The 17,858-nt window shown below is 70.8% G+C and carries 14 protein-coding genes; 8 read left to right on the forward strand and 6 right to left on the reverse strand.

What is annotated here, in order from left to right:
- Nucleotides 1–194: 194 nt before the first annotated feature.
- From whiA to uvrC, 4 genes are read right to left on the reverse strand one after another with little or no spacing between them, the layout of a single operon-like run.
- Nucleotides 195–1,184 (reverse strand): DNA-binding protein WhiA, encoded by a 990-nt coding sequence (whiA, locus tag ACIBA9_RS12995; protein WP_089100932.1) that lies wholly within the window; start codon nucleotides 1,182–1,184, stop codon nucleotides 195–197.
- Entirely contained in the window at nucleotides 1,175–2,269 is a 1,095-nt protein-coding gene (gene yvcK / locus ACIBA9_RS13000; RefSeq protein ID WP_399362378.1) for a uridine diphosphate-N-acetylglucosamine-binding protein YvcK, read from the reverse strand. Before yvcK ends, whiA begins: the two co-directional genes overlap by 10 nt.
- On the reverse strand, nucleotides 2,266–3,342 hold the full coding sequence (rapZ, locus tag ACIBA9_RS13005; RefSeq protein WP_399362380.1) for an RNase adapter RapZ: 1,077 nt from the start codon (nucleotides 3,340–3,342) through the stop codon (nucleotides 2,266–2,268). The genes yvcK and rapZ overlap by 4 nt, the downstream gene beginning before the upstream one ends.
- The gene (gene uvrC, locus ACIBA9_RS13010) at nucleotides 3,339–5,552 is read right to left on the reverse strand and encodes an excinuclease ABC subunit UvrC (protein WP_399362382.1); all 2,214 of its coding nucleotides are present in this window, start codon (nucleotides 5,550–5,552) and stop codon (nucleotides 3,339–3,341) included. The genes rapZ and uvrC overlap by 4 nt, the downstream gene beginning before the upstream one ends.
- Before the next feature lie 669 nt (nucleotides 5,553–6,221).
- On the opposite strand from uvrC, the gene ACIBA9_RS13015 reads away from it, so the two are divergent.
- Entirely contained in the window at nucleotides 6,222–7,169 is a 948-nt protein-coding gene (locus ACIBA9_RS13015) for a hypothetical protein (protein ID WP_399362384.1), read from the forward strand.
- A 57-nt stretch (nucleotides 7,170–7,226) separates the two neighbouring features.
- On the opposite strand, the gene ACIBA9_RS13020 is transcribed toward ACIBA9_RS13015, so the two are convergent.
- Nucleotides 7,227–7,655, reverse strand: coding sequence for a Rieske (2Fe-2S) protein (locus ACIBA9_RS13020; RefSeq protein WP_399362386.1), 429 nt, complete (start codon nucleotides 7,653–7,655; stop codon nucleotides 7,227–7,229).
- A gap of 296 nt (nucleotides 7,656–7,951) precedes the next feature.
- On the opposite strand from ACIBA9_RS13020, the gene ACIBA9_RS13025 reads away from it, so the two are divergent.
- Both ACIBA9_RS13025 and ACIBA9_RS13030 read left to right on the forward strand, forming a co-directional pair.
- Entirely contained in the window at nucleotides 7,952–9,118 is a 1,167-nt protein-coding gene (locus ACIBA9_RS13025; protein WP_399362388.1) for a LacI family DNA-binding transcriptional regulator, read from the forward strand.
- Complete coding sequence (locus tag ACIBA9_RS13030; protein WP_399362390.1) at nucleotides 9,115–10,026, forward strand: carbohydrate kinase; 912 nt, start codon at nucleotides 9,115–9,117, stop codon at nucleotides 10,024–10,026. The genes ACIBA9_RS13025 and ACIBA9_RS13030 overlap by 4 nt, the downstream gene beginning before the upstream one ends.
- A gap of 262 nt (nucleotides 10,027–10,288) precedes the next feature.
- On the opposite strand, the gene uvrA is transcribed toward ACIBA9_RS13030, so the two are convergent.
- A complete protein-coding gene (gene uvrA / locus ACIBA9_RS13035; RefSeq protein WP_399362392.1) occupies nucleotides 10,289–13,348 on the reverse strand; it encodes an excinuclease ABC subunit UvrA in 3,060 nt (1,019 codons plus the stop codon).
- Nucleotides 13,349–13,575: 227 nt separating this feature from the next.
- Here uvrA and ACIBA9_RS13040 point away from each other — a divergent pair, with 227 nt between their 5' ends.
- From ACIBA9_RS13040 to ACIBA9_RS13060, 5 genes are all read left to right on the forward strand, one after another.
- Nucleotides 13,576–14,262, forward strand: a complete 687-nt coding sequence (locus ACIBA9_RS13040; RefSeq protein ID WP_399362394.1) for a maleylpyruvate isomerase family mycothiol-dependent enzyme — start codon at nucleotides 13,576–13,578, stop codon at nucleotides 14,260–14,262.
- Nucleotides 14,263–14,306: 44 nt separating this feature from the next.
- Entirely contained in the window at nucleotides 14,307–14,963 is a 657-nt protein-coding gene (locus ACIBA9_RS13045) for an MBL fold metallo-hydrolase (RefSeq protein ID WP_362153597.1), read from the forward strand.
- Nucleotides 14,964–15,201: 238 nt separating this feature from the next.
- Entirely contained in the window at nucleotides 15,202–16,086 is an 885-nt protein-coding gene (locus tag ACIBA9_RS13050) for an ABC transporter substrate-binding protein (RefSeq protein ID WP_399362396.1), read from the forward strand.
- On the forward strand, nucleotides 16,083–17,051 hold the full coding sequence (locus ACIBA9_RS13055) for an amino acid ABC transporter permease (protein WP_399362398.1): 969 nt from the start codon (nucleotides 16,083–16,085) through the stop codon (nucleotides 17,049–17,051). The genes ACIBA9_RS13050 and ACIBA9_RS13055 overlap by 4 nt, the downstream gene beginning before the upstream one ends.
- Nucleotides 17,048–17,800 (forward strand): amino acid ABC transporter ATP-binding protein, encoded by a 753-nt coding sequence (locus ACIBA9_RS13060; RefSeq protein WP_399362400.1) that lies wholly within the window; start codon nucleotides 17,048–17,050, stop codon nucleotides 17,798–17,800. The genes ACIBA9_RS13055 and ACIBA9_RS13060 overlap by 4 nt, the downstream gene beginning before the upstream one ends.
- Nucleotides 17,801–17,858 lie beyond the last annotated feature (58 nt).

A 17,858-nucleotide genomic window follows, 5' to 3' on the forward strand; every position in this document is an offset into this window, starting at 1 on the left:
ATGTCACTTCATGATCGAGTCAAGAGCGCCTCATGGCCACGTAAACGCGCGGCGGCCGTGCGCCGATCGGCGCGCGGACGGGTGTGCGGAAGAGTGCGACCGGCGTATGGACGAGCACGTCGGCCGCCGGTGTGCCGACGCCGGCGCCGAAGGCTCCAAAGGGCCCTCGGCGCCGGTGTGTTGGCGCGGGGCGGTCAGCCGGCCAGGTTGTCCGCCAGCTCCTCCGAGAGGTTGGCCTCCGTGCCCGGGATGCCCAGGTCCGAGGCGCGCTTGTCGGCCATCGCCAGCAGGCGGCGGATCCGGCCCGCGACCGCGTCCTTCGTCAGCGGCGGATCGGCGAGCGCGCCCAGCTCCTCCAGCGAGGCCTGCTTGTGCTCCATCCGCAGCCGTCCGGCGGCGGCGAGGTGCTCGGGTACCTCGTCGGCCAGGATCTCCAGGGCCCGCTGCACCCGGGCCCCGGCTGCCACGGCGGCCCGCGCCGAACGACGGAGGTTGGCGTCGTCGAAGTTGGCGAGCCGGTTGGCGGTGGCCCGCACCTCTCGGCGCATCCGCCGTTCCTCCCATGCCAGCACGGACTCGTGGGCGCCGAGCCGGGTCAGCAACGCGCCGATCGCGTCACCGTCACGGACGACCACCCGGTCCACTCCGCGCACCTCACGGGCCTTCGCGGCGATCGACAGCCGACGGGCGGCACCGACCAGCGCGAGCGCCGCCTCGGGCCCCGGGCAGGTCACCTCCAGGGAGGAGGAGCGGCCCGGCTCGGTCAGCGAGCCGTGCGCCAGGAACGCCCCCCGCCAGGCCGCCTCCGCGTCACAGGTGGCACCGGAGACCACCTGTGGGGGCAGCCCGCGGATCGGCCGGCCCCGGCCGTCCACCAGGCCCGTCTGCCGCGCCAGCTGGTCACCGCCCGCGACGACCCGCACGACGTAACGAGAGCCGCGGCGCAGCCCACCGGGTGCCATCACGATCAGCTCGGAGCTGTGGCCGAAGATCTCCAGAATGTCCCGCTTGAGGCGGCGGGCCGCCATCGCGGTGTCCAGCTCCGCCTCGATCACAATGCGCCCGCTCACCAGGTGGAGGCCGCCGGCGAACCGCAGAATGGCGGAGACCTCCGCCTTCCTGCAGCAGGTCCGGGTGACGGGGAGCCGGGAGATCTCGTCCTTCACCGCTGCCGTCATCGCCATGGGCCGATCCTTCCATGCATCCGAAAAATACGGTCGTACGCGGCGGCCAACAGCTCCGGGTCGTGCCGGGGGCTTCCGTCGGTCCGGGCCACGGGCGCCAGCTCGACCGCGGCTCCCAGCCGCTTGGCGGCCTCGGTGAGCGAGTCACGATCGGGCACGGCGGCCTCGTCGGCCAGCACCACGTCCAGGGCGAGTTTAGGGGCGTGTCGCCCCAAAACCTCCAAATGACGCTGCGGGGAGAAGCCCTCGGTTTCTCCGGGCTGCGGGGCGAGGTTCAGGGACAGGACCTTGCGCGCCTTCGTCTCGGTGAGGGCGTCCAGCAACTCGGGCACGAGCAGATGCGGGATGACCGAGGAGAACCAGGAGCCGGGGCCGAGCACCACCCAGTCCGCGTCCAGCACGGCGGCGACGGCCTCCGGGACGGCGGGCGGGTCGTTGGGCAGGAGGTGCACCGACTGCACCTCGCCGGGCGTGAGGGCGACGGTCGCCTGCCCCCGCACGGTGTCCACGTCGTCCGGGCGCGCCGGGTCATGGCCCTTGACCAGGGCCTGCAACTCCAGCGGCACGGCCGACATAGGCAGCACGCGCCCGTGCGCGCCGAGCAGTTTGCCGACCAGGTCGAGGGCCTGGACGTGATCGCCCAGCTGCTCCCACAGGGCGACGATCAGCAGATTGCCCACCGCGTGGTCGTGCAGGTCGCCCTGGGACTGGAAGCGGTACTGGATGACCCGGGCCCAGGTCTGGCCCCAGTCGTCGTCGCCGCACAGCGCGGCCAGCGCCTTGCGCAGATCGCCGGGCGGCAGCACGCCCAGTTCGTCGCGCAGCCGGCCGCTGGAACCGCCGTCGTCGGCCACGGTGACGACGGCGGTCAGATCCCCGGTGATCCGGCGCAGCGCGGCCAGCGAGGCGGACAGTCCCATGCCGCCGCCCAGAGCGACGAGCTTGGGCTGGGTGCCGCGGCGGCGGGCGCGCCCGCCGCGCGCCTCGACGGGCCGGGCCGCCCCGGCCCCGGTAGCGGCACGGCTCGCGCGCCCCTCCGGGACCACCCGGCGCAACCGGCCCAGCCGCCGTGTACGTTCCGTCATTCCCGTCCCATGTCCCGATGTACGACCACCGTCTCCACGCCCTCGGCCGCGAGCCGCGCGGCGAGCTTCTCCGACATCGCGACCGAGCGGTGCTTACCGCCGGTACAGCCGATCGCGATGGTCACGTACCGCTTGCCCTCGCGTCGGTAGCCGGCCGCGATCAGCCGCAGCAGCTCGGCGTACCGGTCGAGGAACTCCTTGGCGCCGGGCTGGTTGAAGACGTAGGCGGCGACCTCCTCGTTGAGCCCGGTGTAGGGGCGGAGCTCCGGGACCCAGTGCGGGTTGGGCAGGAACCGCATGTCCGCCACGAGGTCGGCGTCGACCGGCAGGCCGTACTTGAAGCCGAAGGACATCACGGTGGCCCGCAGCTCGGGCTCCTCCTCACCGGCGAACTGGGCGTCCATCTTGGCGCGCAGCTCGTGCACGTTGAGGCTGGAGGTGTCGATCACCAGGTCGGCGTCACCGCGCAGCTCGCGCAGCAGCTCGCGCTCGGCGGCGATGCCGTCCACGATGCGGCCGTCGCCCTGCAGGGGGTGCGGGCGGCGCACCGACTCGAAGCGGCGCACCAGGGCCTCGTCGGAGGACTCCAGGAAGACGATCCGCCGGGTGACGTGCTTGGACTCCAGGTCCGCGAGGGACTCGCGCAGATTGTCGAAGAACCTGCGGCCGCGCACGTCCACGACCACGGCGATCCGCGCCACGTTGCCCTGGGAGCGGGCGCCCAGCTCGACCATGGTGGGGATGAGGGCGGGTGGGAGGTTGTCCACGACGAACCAGCCGAGGTCCTCCAGACACTTCGCGGCCGTCGACCTGCCCGCTCCGGACATCCCGGAGATGATCACCAGCTCGGGGATGGCCGCCTCTGGGGCCCCGGCTGTCTCACTGCCCGTACTCACTTGTGCTCCGTTGTCCTGGCCCGTGTCCCGACCGGCGTCGTCGCCGGCGTCGCTGTCCGCGGTGCCGTGGGCGCTGCCTTCGCCGCCCTGGCCGGCGCCGTGCCGGACAGGGTCGTCGGCCGTGTCGCCGGTGGGCTGATCTCGCCGCGCTGTGGGCTGTGCTTCGTGGTCGGTCATGTCTCCTGCCCCCGTCGTTCGTCAGGGACGCCCGCGGTCACGGGCTCCCCCGAGGAACCCGCCGTCGTCTCGGGTTCCTCGTCCTCAATGATCTCTCCGGTCGCCGTGTTCACGGCGGGTGCGGCCGGGGCCGCCTGGGCGAGGGCCACGGCGATCGTCTCGGCCGTCTTCCGGCCTATCCCGGGCACTTGTTGGATCTGTTCGATTGTGGCGGACCGCAGCTTCTTCACCGAGCCGAAATGCTTGATGAGCGCCTGTTTGCGGGTCTCACCCAGGCCGGGGACGTCGTCCAGCGGGCTGGACCGGAAGCGCTTGGAGCGTTTGACCCGCTGGTAGGTGATGGCGAAGCGATGTGCCTCGTCACGGACGCGCTGGAGCAGATAGAGGCCCTCGCTGGTGCGCGGCAGGATCACCGGGTCGTCCTCGCCGGGCACCCAGACCTCCTCCAGACGCTTGGCGAGACCGCAGACGGCGATGTCGTCGATGCCCAGCTCATCCAGGGCGCGCCGGGCCGCCGCGACCTGCGGCTGACCACCGTCGACGACGACGAGCTGAGGCGGGTAGGCGAACTTCTTGGGGCGTCCGTCCTCCTCCTTGAGGGCGTGCGTGATCCCTTCCTCCCGGACGCCGTCGTCGACCCCGCCGGTCTCCACCGCGCCTGTCACGGTGCCGCCCGTGCCGATCGCTCCCGCGTCGCCCCTCCCCGTGTCGATCGCCCCGCTGTCGATCGCCCCCGTGCCGGCGGGAGCGCCCTCTCCATCACCGAGGGCGCTGTCCGCGCCGTCCCCGTCGGTCCACTCCCCGGTCCTCTCCTTCTCGGCGAGGTAGCGCCTGAAGCGGCGGGTGATCACCTCGTGCATGGAGCGGACGTCGTCCTGCCCGGCGAAGCCCTTGATCTGGAAGCGCCGGTATTCGTTCTTGCGCTGCAGGCCGTCCTCGAAGACGACCATGGACGCGACCACGTCGTCACCCTGGAGGTGCGAGATGTCGTAGCACTCGATCCGCAGCGGAGCGCTGTCCAGGTCGAGGGCCTCGGCGATCTCTTCCAGGGCCCGTGAGCGCGTGGTCAGGTCGGAGGCCCGCTTGGTCTTGTGCAGGACGAGAGCCTGCTGGGCGTTGCGCTGCACTGTCTCCATCAGCGCCTTCTTGTCGCCCCGCTGCGGGATGCGCAGCGAGACGTTCGCGCCACGGCGGCCGGTCAGCCACTCCTGGACCGGCTCGACCGGCTCGGGCAGCGCCGGGACCAGGACCTCCTTGGGAACCGCGTCCCCGGACTCCTCCCCGTACAGCTGCTGCAGAGCGTGTTCGACCAGAGCGCCCGTGGTGACGTCCTCGACCTTGTCGGTCACCCAACCGCGCTGACCACGCACCCGGCCACCGCGCACGTGGAAGATCTGCACCGCCGCCTCCAGCTCGTCCTCCGCGACGGCGATGAGGTCGGCGTCGGTCGCGTCGGCGAGGACGACCGCGTTCTTCTCCATGGCCTTCTTCAGGGCCTCGATGTCGTCGCGCAGGCGGGCGGCCCGCTCGTACTCCATCTCCTCGGCGGCCTCCACCATCTGCTGCTCCAGACGGCGGAGGTAGGTGCCGGTGCGGCCCGCCATGAAGTCGCAGAACTCGTCGGCCAGCTCCCAGTGGTCTTCGGGGCTGATGCGGCCGACGCAAGGGGCGGAGCACTTGCCGATGTAGCCGAGCAGACAGGGGCGGCCCGTGCGGGCGGCGTTCTTGAAGACACCGGCCGAGCAGGTGCGCACCGGGAAGACCCGCAGCAGCAGATCGACGGTGTCCCGGATGGCCCACGCGTGCGCGTACGGGCCGAAGTACCGAACGCCCTTCTTCTTGTGACCTCGCATCACCTGGACACGGGGGAACTCCTCATTCATCGTCACCGCGAGATACGGATAGCTCTTGTCGTCACGGTATTTGACGTTGAACCGGGGGTCGTACTCCTTGATCCAGGAGTACTCCAGCTGGAGCGCTTCGACCTCCGTGGACACGACGGTCCACTCCACGGACGCGGCGGTGGTCACCATCGTCCGGGTGCGCGGGTGCAGGCCCGCCAGATCCTGGAAGTAGTTCGCCAGGCGCTGACGGAGGCTTTTCGCCTTTCCGACGTAGATCACCCGGCGGTGCTCGTCACGGAACCTGTACACCCCCGGAGAGTCCGGGATCTCACCCGGCCTGGGGCGGTAGCTGGAGGGGTCGGCCATGTCTCACACCCTACTGGCGAGCACCGACACCGCGTCGGGCCTGTGGATAACGCCGGCTGTACTTGGCCGGCCGCTGTGGATGGGCTGGGGGCGGTGTGAGGGGGCCGGGGGCGGGGACCGCGGGTGGCAGCGGAGAGCCTGGGGCCGGTGGGCGGACGCGGGGCTCCTGGGGCCGGTGGGGCGGCGGCGTGGGGTGCGGGAGGTGAGCGGGCTCGGGATGCGGCGGGGGGGCGAGGTCGGGTGCCGGGGGGGGAGGAGGTCGGGTGCCGGGGTGGAGAGGTCGGGTGCGGGGCGGGGGGTCTCCGTGTGGCGCCGGAACGTCACTGTCGCGGATGTAGATGCGGATGCGGATGCGTACGCGAACCCCGTGCGGTCCCGTGCTGTCCGCCCCGTGGCCCCGATCACGTCCGGCGCGTTCCCATGACCCGATCCCGTTCGTCGGCCGCCCGCGTGGGGCACGGTCCGGCCAGAGTGTGCCGCGACTGAGCCACAGGTGTTGTCGGGGTCTGGTCAACACGCTTCAATGCACGGGAACTCGGGGCCGCGCAGCACGCGGACGGGTTCGGCGTGCGCAGCCACGGGCGTCTACCGCGTCCACGGGGGTGGCCCCCGCACACGCGCCAACGGTCTGACCAGCCGTAGTGACACCTCACAGAAAGGCCCCTCGGCATGCGGCATGCCACAGAGCACGCGGACGCCCCCACCGCGGAACTGAACACGGCCCTGCGGGGCGGTCCCTTCCACGTGGCGCTGCGCGCCGCGATCGCCGCACGCGGACTGCCGCTCCAGCGGGTCCAGCACCATCTGTCGCGGCATGGCGTCAAGGTAGGTGTGACCAGCCTGAGTTACTGGCAACAGGGCGCACGCCGCCCGCAGCGCCCGGAGTCACTGCGCGCCGTACGGGCACTGGAGGAGATACTCCGGCTGCCGGACGAGTCACTGATCCGGCTGCTCGCCGACTCCGACGACGACACGACGGCCGACCGTCCGGGGAGCCACTCGTACCGCGCGCTGACCGCGGCCTCGGACGTCCTGGACCGGCTGCAAACCGAGCTGGGCTGGTCGCTGGACGGCGGACTGCACACCCTGGGCCACCATGAGCGCGTCCGGATCGGCCCCGGGCGCGAACTGGCGGGTCTGGAGGCCCATCACATCGTGCGGGCCCACCGCGACGGCGTCGACCGCTTCGTCGCCGTACACCACGGCGACCCCGGCAGCAGCCCGCGCGACATGCGGGTACGGGCCCTGGAGAACTGCCGCACAGGTCGCATCCGCTGGGACCAGGACAGCGGTGTACTGGCCGTCGAGCTGCTTTTCGGTGCCCCGCTCCGCTCCGGCGACACCTTCCTCTTCCGGTACGCCATCGACGACGCAACGGCCGGCGCCTCCCGCGAGTACCTGCGCCGCTTCGGCTTTCCCGGCGGGCAGTACGCCCTCCAGGTATGTTTCGACGCCGCCGCGCTGCCGGCCCGGTGCCATCGCTTCACCCAGTCCTCGCCCGCGGCTCCGCGCGCCGGCCGCCAGAAGCTGTCCGTCACGGGGCCGCACCGGTGCGTCCACGTGGTCGAGCCGCGCATCCGGCCAGGGATCACCGGCATCGCCTGGAGCTGGGACTGAGCGGTCTCGCCGCCCTTGCCCGGCATGAAACGGGCCGCGAGCCGGACCACTCTCCGGTCAGGAGGCGGGACCGGCGACGATCCTGCCGTTCGCGGACTTCACCGACAGCTCGTTCAGGGGCTCGGTGGCCGGCGCTTGGACCACCTTGCCGGTCACGGCGTCGAACCGGCTGCCGTGGCAGGGGCAGATCAAAGTCGTCCCCTGCAGCTTGTTGATCGGGCACCCGGCGTGGGTGCAGATCGTGCTGTACGCCTTCAGGGTGCCGTCTCTGTCGCGGCTGACCACGACGTTGTGGTCCCGGTAGAGCTTGGCCCCGCCCTTCGACACCTCGCTCTCGGCGCCGAGGTCGACAGGCGCCGTCGGGGTGGCCGCGGCCCCGCCCTCGTCGCCTGGAGCCGAGCAGGCGGCCAGGCCGATCCCGGCGACCGGGACCGCGGCGGCCCCTCGCAGTACGGTGCGGCGGCTGGTGAACGGTCCGGCGGGCATATGGGACTCCACGGGTCAAGGGGCGTGCGGAGCGACGATACCCGGGCAGATGTGCCGACCCGGCGGCGGGGCTGGGGCTGCCACAGGGCGCCGTCCGGCGGTGAGGGCGGGAAAACCTCAGGCGGCTCGCCGAGGCGGACGTAAACGCTTGCGTAAGCGTTTACGCGAGCCCGATCCATGAGGTAGCTTCCCCGCCGAGGCCAGACGTGTCGGGCTCAGGCTCGGCTCGGCTCGGCTCGGCTCTCGAGAGTCCGGGCCTGGTCCCCCGGCCCGGCCGACGGAGGAGAGGGAGCACGATGCCCACCATGGCGGACGTCGCCCGCTGCGCCGGGGTGTCCGTGGCGACGGTCTCCCACGTGCTCAACGGCACGCGGCCGGTGCTGGCACACACCCGCCAAGCTGTTCTCGAAGCCGTCGAGGAGCTCGCTTACACGCCCAACACCCTGGCCCGCTCCCTGGTGACCTCCCGGACCCGCTCCATCGGGCTCGCGGTGTCGGCGATCAGCAACCCATACTTCACGGAGATCCTCCAGGGTGTCGAGGCCGCCGCTCTGGAATCGGGATACGGTCTGCTCATCGCCGACCCGCACGACGACCCCCGGCATGAGCGCACGGTCGTACAGCTTCTCCACGAGCGCCGGGTCGACGGCCTGATCGTCGCACCGTCGGCGCACCCGCACGACCTCGTCGGCTATCTGCGCCGCCATGCCGTGCCGACGGTGTTCCTGGACCGGGTGCTCGACGCGCGCGTACTGGAGGACACGGCGGCCGACGGCCGGCCAGCTGCCCATGACAAGACCCCCAACGGCGCCGGAGCGGATGCCGCCCCTACCGGCGGCTCGCCGGCATTCGACCAGGTCTGTGCCGAGAGCGCCGAACCGACCGCGGGACTCGTCACTCATCTCGCAGGTCTGGGCCATCGCCGGATCGGCCTGGTCGCGGGTCTGTCCGGGCTCAGCACGACCAGTGAGCGCATCGCCGGCTACCGGACCGGTCTGGCCACCGCCGGTCTCGGCTATGACGCGCGGCTCGTGGTGTCCGGCGATTCGGAGTCCACCGCTGCCGAACGGGCCACGGCCTCACTCCTCGCGCTGCCCGAGCCGCCCACAGCGCTGGTCACCGCCAACAACGCGATGACCATCGGCGCCCTGCGTGCGCTGCGCCGACACGGCCTGTCCGTGCCGGACGACATGGCCCTGTGCTGCTTCGACGACTTCGCCTGGGCCGATCTGTTCTCGCCCCGGCTCACCGCCGTCGCCCAACCCGGCAGGGAAATGGGCGCGACGGCCGTCCGAGTTCTCCTGGACCGCCTGGCCGAGCCGGACCGCGCGGCCCGGACAGTGCGTCTGCCGAGCGCCTTCGTACACCGCACCTCGTGCGGCTGCCCGGAGAAACCGGCCGGGACCGAAGAGGCCTGGCCGACCGCATCATCCACTCTGTCCGAGGGAGGAACCGCCTCATGATCGTCGTCGCCGGTGAGGCACTGATCGACCTGGTACCGCAGGGCCCCGGCGCTCTGGCGGAGCTGAGACCGGCGCTCGGTGGCGGACCGTACAACACCGCAGTGGCCCTCGGGCGACTCGGTTCCCGCACCGCCTTCTGCTCCCGCACCTCGTCCGACGCCTTCGGAGAGGCCCTGCTCGACGGGCTGCGACGAGCCGGGGTCGATGTGTCGACCGTGACGCGCGGTCCGGAGCCCACGACTCTCGCGGTGGCCACGCTCGACGCCGGCGGGTCGGCCGCCTACTCCTTCTATGTCGACGGCACCGCCGACCGTCTGTTCACCGCGCCCGCCGCGCTTCCCGCCGGCACGCGCGCGGTGTCGTTCGGCACCTGCTCGCTCGTCCTGGAACCGGGGGCGAGCGCCTACGAGGAGCTGATGCGGACGGCGGCCGGTCAGGGGCTGTTCACCGCGCTCGACCCCAATGTCCGGGCGGGACTGATCCCGGACGCGGACGCCTACCGGGCGCGATTCAAGAGCTGGCTGCCCTCGGTGTCACTGCTGAAGCTCTCCGCCGAGGACGCGGCGTGGCTGGGCGGTACCCCCGCCGAGTGGCTGGCCGCGGGCCCGTCGGCCGTCGTGGTGACCCGGGGTGGCGACGGCCTGAGCGTGTACACCCGGGACGGCGCCGAGCTGACCGTACCGGGCGAGAAGGTCGACGTCGTGGACACCATCGGTGCCGGTGACACGGTGAACGCGGCCTTGCTGCACGGGCTGTCCGCTCAGGACGCGCTGACTCCGCGAGGGCTCGCCGCCCTCGGGACGGAGGGCTGGGCACGGCTGCTGCGCTTCGCGGCGCGCGCGGCGGCCGTCACCTGCTCACGGGCGGGGGCCGAGCCGCCGTACGCGGCCGAGCTGGGTGAGTGGTGACCGGTCTGAATCCCCTGTGGTCTTGTCAAGGTACGAGCCTTGGAGTGGCCGGACAGGCGGTCGGAGGGCCTGCCGCTCCACCTTGCCGGGCTTGCTGATTGCGGAACGAGCGGTGCCCCGCGGGGAGTTCCCACGGGGCACCGATTCTTTGATGCGATGTCAGACAGGGTTTCCGACCGGCCTACGACCGAGCCGTTTCGGCTGTCGGCTATGCCGTCCGGCCCGGCCTGTGACGGCTGTCGGCCGGGCCGGCGTCGTCGCCTCAGGCCTTGCGAGCCCGCGTCGTCTTCTTCGCGGGCGTCGCCTTCTTCGTGGCGCTCGCGGTCTTCTTGACCGCGGCGGCCTTCTTCGTGGCCGTGTTGTTGGCCTTGGCGGTCACCGTCTTCTTCGCCGTCGACCTTGCCGCGGCCGTCTTGGCCGTCGCGGCCGTCTTCCTGGCCGTGGCGCGCGGTGCCTTGACGGCCTCCGCGTCGCTGATGCGGTCGGCGTCGAGGATCTCCCGCAGGAACTTGCCGGTGTGGCTCGTCGAGACCCCGGCGACCTCCTCGGGTGTGCCCTCGGCGACCACGAGTCCGCCTCCGGCACCGCCCTCGGGGCCCATGTCCACGATCCAGTCGGCGGTCTTGATCACATCGAGGTTGTGCTCGATGACGATGACCGTGTTGCCCTTGTCGACCAGACCGCCGAGGACCGTCAGCAGCTTGCTGATGTCCTCGAAGTGCAGACCGGTGGTCGGCTCGTCCAGGACGTAGACCGTGCGCCCGGTGGACCGCTTCTGCAGCTCGCTGGCGAGCTTCACCCGCTGGGCCTCGCCGCCGGACAAGGTGGTCGCGGACTGGCCGAGGCGGACGTAGCCGAGGCCGACGTCCTTCAGCGTCCGCAGGTGCCGCGAGATGGCCGGAACGGCCTCGAAGAAGTCGGTCGCCTCCTCGATGGGCATGTTCAGCACTTCGGCGATGGACTTGCCCTTGTAGTGGACCTCCAGGGTCTCCCGGTTGTACCGGGCACCGTGGCAGACCTCGCACGGGACGTAGACGTCCGGGAGGAAGTTCATCTCGATCTTGATCGTGCCGTCGCCCGCGCAGTTCTCGCAGCGGCCGCCCTTGACGTTGAAGGAGAACCGGCCGGGCAGGTAGCCGCGGACCTTCGCCTCGGTGGTCTCGGCGAACAGCTTGCGGATGTGGTCGAAGACACCCGTGTACGTGGCCGGGTTGGACCGCGGGGTGCGGCCGATCGGCGACTGGTCGACATGGACGACCTTGTCGACCAGGTCGTCGCCGTCCACGCGCGTGTGCCGCCCCGGGACGTTGCGCGCCCCGTTCAGCTCTCGGGCCAGGTGGGTGTAGAGGATGTCGTTGACCAGGGTCGACTTGCCGGAGCCGGAGACACCGGTGACGGCCGTGAACACACCGAGCGGGAAGGACACGTCGATGTCCTGCAGGTTGTTCTCGCGGGCACCGTGCACGGTGAGCTGCCGTGACAGGTCACGGGGGCGGCGCACTTCCGGCAGCGGGATCGCCTTGCGGCCCGAGAGGTAGGCGCCGGTCTGCGACTCGGTGTTGGCGAGCAGCTCCTTCAGGGAGCCGCTGTGCACCACCTTGCCGCCGTGCTCACCGGCGCCGGGCCCGATGTCCACGACCCAGTCGGCGACCTTGATGGTGTCCTCGTCGTGTTCCACGACGATGAGCGTGTTGCCCATGTCACGCAGCCGGACCAGGGTCTCGATCAGCCGGTGGTTGTCCCGCTGGTGCAGACCGATGGACGGCTCGTCCAGCACGTAGAGGACGCCGACGAGGCCGGAGCCGATCTGTGTGGCGAGGCGGATGCGCTGGGCCTCGCCGCCGGACAGGGTGCCCGCGGCGCGGTTCAGCGAGAGGTAGTCCAGGCCGACGTCGACCAGGAAGCGCAGCCGCTCGTTGACCTCCTTCAGCACCCGCTCGGCGATCTTCTTGTCGCGGGCGCTCAGCTTGAGCTTGCCCAGGAAGTCGGCGCAGTCGCTGATCGACATGGCGGCGACCTCGGCGATCGACTTCTCCATGATCGTGACGGCGAGAACGATCGGCTTCAGACGTGTGCCCTCGCAGGAGGGGCAGGGCACCTCGCGCATGTAGCCCTCGAAGCGCTCACGGCTGGCGTCGCTCTCGGCCTCGCTGTGCCGGCGCTTGACGAACGGCACCGCGCCCTCGAACGGCGTGGTGTACACCCGCTCGCGGCCGTACCGGTTGCGGTACCGCACCTCGATCTGGGTCTTGTGGCCGTGGAGCAGCGCCTTCTTGGCGCGCTGCGGAAGGCCCGCGAAGGGGATGTCCGTGCGGAAGCCCAGCGCGTCGGCGAGGGCACCGATCAGGCGGCCGAAGTAGTCCTTGGTGTGCCCGTGCGACCAGGGGTGGATGGCGCCCTCGTCCAGGGACTTGTCCTCGTCCGGGACGATCAGCTCCGGGTCGACCTCCATGCGGGTGCCGATGCCGGTGCACTCGGGGCACGCGCCGAAGGGCGAGTTGAAGGAGAAGGAGCGGGGCTCGAGCTCCTCGAAGGAGAGGTCGTCGTACGGGCAGTAGAGGTGCTCCGAGTACATGCGCTCGCGCTCGGGGTCGTCCTCCGGGAGGTCCACGAAGTCGAGCACGACCATGCCGCCGGACAGGCCGAGGGCGGTCTCCACGGAGTCCGTGAGGCGGCGCTTGGCGGAGTCCTTCACCGTGAGGCGGTCCACGACCACCTCGATGGTGTGCTTCTCCTGCTTCTTCAGCGTCGGCGGCTCGGAGAGCTGGATGGTCTGGCCGTCCACCCGCGCGCGGGAGTAGCCCTTGGTCTGGAGGTCGGCGAAGAGATCGACGAACTCGCCCTTGCGCTCGCGCACCAGCGGTGACAGCACCTGGAACCGGCTCCCTTCCGGGAGCTCCAGCACCTTGTCCACGATGGCCTGCGGCGACTGCCGCGTGATCGGGCGGCCGCACTCGGGGCAGTGCGGCTTGCCGATGCGCGCGAAGAGCAGACGCAGGTAGTCGTAGACCTCGGTGATCGTGCCGACCGTCGAGCGCGGGTTCCGCGAGGTCGACTTCTGGTCGATGGAGACCGCCGGGGACAGGCCCTCGATGAAGTCGACGTCGGGCTTGTCCATCTGGCCGAGGAACTGCCGGGCGTATGAGGAGAGCGACTCCACGTAGCGGCGCTGGCCCTCGGCGAAGATCGTGTCGAAGGCCAGGGAGGACTTGCCCGACCCGGACAGACCCGTGAAGACGATGAGCGAGTCACGAGGCAGGTCGAGCGAGACATTCTTGAGGTTGTGCTCGCGCGCGCCACGGACGATGAGACGGTCGGCCACGCCGGTCCGCACCTTTCTTGAGAGAAGTGACAGGGGCGAGGCCCCCGTGCTTCTTCAGACTAGGGGGAGCCACTGACAACGCCGGTCGGATTGCCCGGTCGCCGTATAACAACCCCCGACCCTCCAGCATGCCCGACGCCGCCTTCGACGATATAGCACGCGCATTCGATTAGCGGGCGAGGTTCATCACCTTCACCCGAAGGAGTGGTCCGGCTAGGGTCGGCGCCATGATTGATCACGCTCATGACCTGGCATGTGTACGTGACGCGACCGAGCGGCTTCTCAGCGCGGTCGCCAAAATGGACAACGCCTCACTCGCCCAGCCGTCACGGCTTCCCGGCTGGAGCCGGGGTCACGTCCTCGCCCACCTCGCCCGGAACGCGGACGCGCTCGTGAACGTCCTGGCGGGCCGACCGATGTACGCGAGCGCCGAAGCGCGGGACGCCGACATCGAGCGCGACGCCCCGCGCGCGCTGGAGGCGCAGCTCACGGATCTCCGCGAGAGCGCGGCCCGTTTCCAGGCGGCGGGGGACGTGCCCGCGGACTGGGGCCGCACGGTGGAGATGCGCAACGGGGTCACCGATTCCGCGTCCCGGGTGCCGTTCCGGCGGTGGGTCGAAGTGGATCTCCACCACGTGGATCTCGGGATCGGGTACGAGCTGGAGGATCTTCCCGACGAGTTCATCCGGCGGGAGACCGAGTTCCTCGCACAACGGTTCGACGGGCACGGCGATGTCCCACCGACCCGCGTGACGGACGGCACGCACGCGTGGCGCACCGGTCGTCCGGCGGACGAGCCCGAGATCACGGTCAGCGGCCGGCCGGCGGAGCTGGTGGGCTGGCTCGCCGGACGCCGCGACGGCGCGGGGCTGGACGTGCACGGCGGGACGCTCCCGAAGCTGCCGCCGCTGTAGCCCGACGGCCGTCCGCCTGGGCTCCCCCGCTATAGGCTGACCGCATGACGTACTCGGGAGAGGTCAAGGTCGGCGGACCGGCGCAGGTGCACGAGCTGAAAGACCTGATGATCACCAAGATCGCGGTCGGCTCCATGGACAACAACGCCTATCTGCTGCGCTGCCGGGCCACCGACGAGCAGCTTCTGATCGACGCGGCCAGCGAGGCGGAGACGCTCCTCGGCATGATCGGTGACGACGGCATCGCGTCCGTCGTCACCACGCACCGGCACGGGGACCACTGGCAGGCGCTTGCCGCGGTCGTCGCCCGCACGGGGGCCCGCACCTATGCCGGCCGTGAGGACGCGCCCGGCATCCCGGTGCCGACCGACGTTCTCGTCGACGACGGCGACGTCATCAGGGTGGGGCAGGTGGAACTCACCGCCCGCCACCTCGTCGGGCACACGCCGGGTTCGATCGCCCTGGTCTACGACGACCCGCACGGCCACCCGCACGTCTTCACCGGTGACTGCCTGTTCCCGGGCGGCGTCGGCAACACGCGCAAGGACCCGAAGGCCTTCGCGAGCCTGATCCACGACGTGGAGACGAAGATCTTCGACGTGCTGCCGGACGAGACCTGGGTCTACCCCGGCCACGGCGACGACACCACGCTGGGCGCGGAGCGGCCGCATCTGCCGGAGTGGCACGCGCGCGGTTGGTGACACGCGACGGCCCGGGTACGTGGCGGCTCGTGACGCCTGGTCGGGTCGTGACGCCTCGTCGGCTCGTGACTCTGGGTCGTGACTCTGGTCGGGTCGCGGCGCGGGATTCAGGCCGACGGCCCAGGGGCCGGGTGCACGGCAGGGGCGTTGTTCACATGTCCGCAACACCCGTTCCCACCATGCGGACAACTACCGTTGTGACCTGGACAGACACGGCGTTCGCTGCCACTCTCCCGCCATGCACCCTGCCCCTCGCATCCTGCGCCGCGCGGTAGCCTCCGCGACCACAGTCCTGCTCGCCAGCGCCGTCGGCTGCGCTCCGCAACCCGAGGAGAAGGCGGCGAACGCTCCGTCCGGAAAGGCCGCGCAGCACTGTGCCCAGGGCAAGTTGGCCACCAGGACGTCCGGGAAACTGACGATCGCGACCGACGAGCCGGCGTACGAACCGTGGTTCCAGGACGACAAGCCGGCCAACGGCAAGGGCTTCGAGTCCGCCGTCGCCTATGCCGTGGCCAAGCGACTCGGGTACGGCAAGAGCGCGGTCGTGTGGCAGAGCGTCCCGTTCAACAAGGCGTTCGCCCCCGGTGTGAAGAACTTCGACCTCGACATCAATCAGGTGTCGATCAGCGCGGAGCGCAGGAAGGCCGTGGACTTCTCCGCCGGCTACTACGACGTACGGCAGGCGGTCATCGCGCTGAAGGGCGGCAGGGCCGCCAAGGCGACGAGCCTCGCGGACCTGAAGAACCTCAAGCTGGGCGCGCAGGTGGGCACGACGAGCCTCGACTACATCGGCGACGTGGTGAAGCCGAAGCAGGAGCCCGCGGTGTACGCCAAGAACGACCAGGCCAAGTCGGCCCTGAAGAACGGCCAGGTGGACGCCATCGTCACCGACCTGCCGACCGCGTTCTACATCACCGCGGCCGAGGTGACGAACGCGAAGATCGTCGGGCAGTTCGAGAACCAGGGCGGCAAGCCCGAGCAGTTCGGGCTGGTGCTGGACAAGGGCAGCTCGCTCACCTCGTGCGTGACCGGCGCCGTCGACGCCCTGCGCAAGGACGGCACCCTGGCGAAGCTGGAGCAGCGGTGGCTCTCCGACGCCGTCGACGCCCCGGTGCTCAAGTGACGGTCACCAAGGGCGAGTCGGTGCCGGAAGGGAGTGACGACAAGGGCGACATGCCGAGCGGCATCGGCGCTGCCGACAAGTCGGGTGCCGGTGCCGAGGGCGGTGTTGTCGCCGACGACGGTTACGTCCCCTCCGAGCGGCGCCTGGAGCGCGAGCGCTTCCGTCGCGCGCGTGCCCGCCGCGCCACGGCCGTCGCGGCGGTTTCCACGCTCGCCACCGCCATCGTGCTCTATCTGATCGTGGTCGAGGCGCCGGGCTGGCCGCGCACGAAGGAGACCTTCTTCAGCGCGCACTACGCGCGCGAGGCGTTGCCGAAGGTTCTCGACGGGCTGTGGTTGAACGTCCGTCTGCTCCTGGTCTGCGGCGTCGCCGTCCTCGTCCTCGGCATGCTGATCGCCATCGCGCGGACCCTGCGCGGACCGGTGTTCTTTCCGCTGCGGGTCCTGGCGGCGGCGTACACCGACTTCTTCCGTGGGCTGCCGCTGATCATCAATCTGATGATCGTGGTGCTGGGAGTGCCCGCGCTTCGCCTGCAGGGCGTCACGGTGGATCCGGTACTGCTGGGCGGTACCGCGTTGACGCTGACGTACTCGGCGTACGTGGCGGAGGTGTTCCGGGCCGGCATCGAGTCCGTCCACCCCTCCCAGCGGGCGGCGGCACGTTCGCTGGGCCTGAGCAACCGGCAGGCCCTGCGCTACGTCGTGCTGCCGCAGGCGGTCCGCCGGCAGGTGCCGCCGCTGCTCAACGACCTGGTGTCGCTGCAGAAGGACACGGGTCTGGTGTCGATCGGCGGCGCGGTGGACGCCGTACGCGCGGCCGACATCATCGTGGGCCGCAGCCTGAACTACACGCCCTACATCGTCGCGGGTCTGGTGTTCGTGGCGCTGACCATCCCGATGACCCGCTTCACGGACTGGGTGACGGCCCGGATGGACCGGCGGCGGGCCCAGGGAGGAACCCTATGAGCGACTCGCCCGTTCTGCGTCTGGAGTCCGTCCGCAAGGCCTTCGGTGATGCGGTCGTGCTGCGGGACGTCGATCTGGAGGTCGCCCCGCACACGGTGACCGCCTTGATCGGCGCCTCCGGCTCGGGCAAGTCCACGCTGCTGCGCTGCGCCAACCTCCTGGAGGAGATCGACGACGGCGCGATCTGGCTGGACGGCGAGGAAATCACCGATCCCCGGGCCGACCAGGACGCGGTTCGGCGCCGTATCGGCGTGGTCTTCCAGGCGTACAACCTGTTCCCGCACATGACCGTGCTGGACAACATCACGCTCGCCCCGCGCCGGGTGCACGGCGTCTCACGCGGTGACGCCGAGGAGCGGGCCAGGGAGCTGCTGGAGCGCCTCGGCCTGGCCGACAAGGCGGAGGCGTACCCCGACCGGCTGAGCGGCGGCCAGCAACAGCGTGTGGCGATCGTACGGGCCCTTGCCGTACGGCCCCGGCTGTTGCTGCTGGACGAGATCACGGCCGCGCTCGACCCGGAACTCGTCGGCGAGGTGCTGGACGTGGTGCGCGGCCTGAAGGACGAGGGGATGACGATGGTGCTGGCGACGCACGAGATGGGGTTCGCCCGCGACGTCGCCGACCAGGTTTGCTTTCTGGACGGTGGCGTCGTGCTGGAGCGCGGCACCCCCGACCAGGTCTTCGGCGGCCCTCGGCAGGAGCGCACGCGACGCTTCCTGCGGCGGATCGTGGAGGCCGGACGCCTGTAGCACCGCGGCGGCGGCCCGGACCCGGGAACGGAGCCGCCGGGATCGGGCCGGCGCGGGG

It is taken from the genome of Streptomyces sp. NPDC051452 (genome assembly GCF_044454765.1).
Taxonomy (GTDB): domain Bacteria; phylum Actinomycetota; class Actinomycetes; order Streptomycetales; family Streptomycetaceae; genus Streptomyces.

Bases quoted from the DNA above. Each gene is read 5' to 3' on its own strand.
- whiA (WP_089100932.1), bottom strand. From the start codon at position 1,184: ATGGCGATGACGGCAGCGGTGAAGGACGAGATCTCCCGGCTCCCCGTC.
- ACIBA9_RS13060 (WP_399362400.1), top strand. From the start codon at position 17,048: ATGAGCGACTCGCCCGTTCTGCGTCTGGAGTCCGTCCGCAAGGCCTTC.
- ACIBA9_RS13020 (WP_399362386.1), bottom strand. From the start codon at position 7,655: ATGCCCGCCGGACCGTTCACCAGCCGCCGCACCGTACTGCGAGGGGCC.
- ACIBA9_RS13025 (WP_399362388.1), top strand. From the start codon at position 7,952: ATGCCCACCATGGCGGACGTCGCCCGCTGCGCCGGGGTGTCCGTGGCG.
- yvcK (WP_399362378.1), bottom strand. From the start codon at position 2,269: ATGACGGAACGTACACGGCGGCTGGGCCGGTTGCGCCGGGTGGTCCCG.
- uvrC (WP_399362382.1), bottom strand. From the start codon at position 5,552: ATGGCCGACCCCTCCAGCTACCGCCCCAGGCCGGGTGAGATCCCGGAC.
- ACIBA9_RS13030 (WP_399362390.1), top strand. From the start codon at position 9,115: ATGATCGTCGTCGCCGGTGAGGCACTGATCGACCTGGTACCGCAGGGC.
- ACIBA9_RS13045 (WP_362153597.1), top strand. From the start codon at position 14,307: ATGACGTACTCGGGAGAGGTCAAGGTCGGCGGACCGGCGCAGGTGCAC.
- ACIBA9_RS13050 (WP_399362396.1), top strand. From the start codon at position 15,202: ATGCACCCTGCCCCTCGCATCCTGCGCCGCGCGGTAGCCTCCGCGACC.
- ACIBA9_RS13015 (WP_399362384.1), top strand. From the start codon at position 6,222: ATGCGGCATGCCACAGAGCACGCGGACGCCCCCACCGCGGAACTGAAC.
- rapZ (WP_399362380.1), bottom strand. From the start codon at position 3,342: ATGACCGACCACGAAGCACAGCCCACAGCGCGGCGAGATCAGCCCACC.
- ACIBA9_RS13040 (WP_399362394.1), top strand. From the start codon at position 13,576: ATGATTGATCACGCTCATGACCTGGCATGTGTACGTGACGCGACCGAG.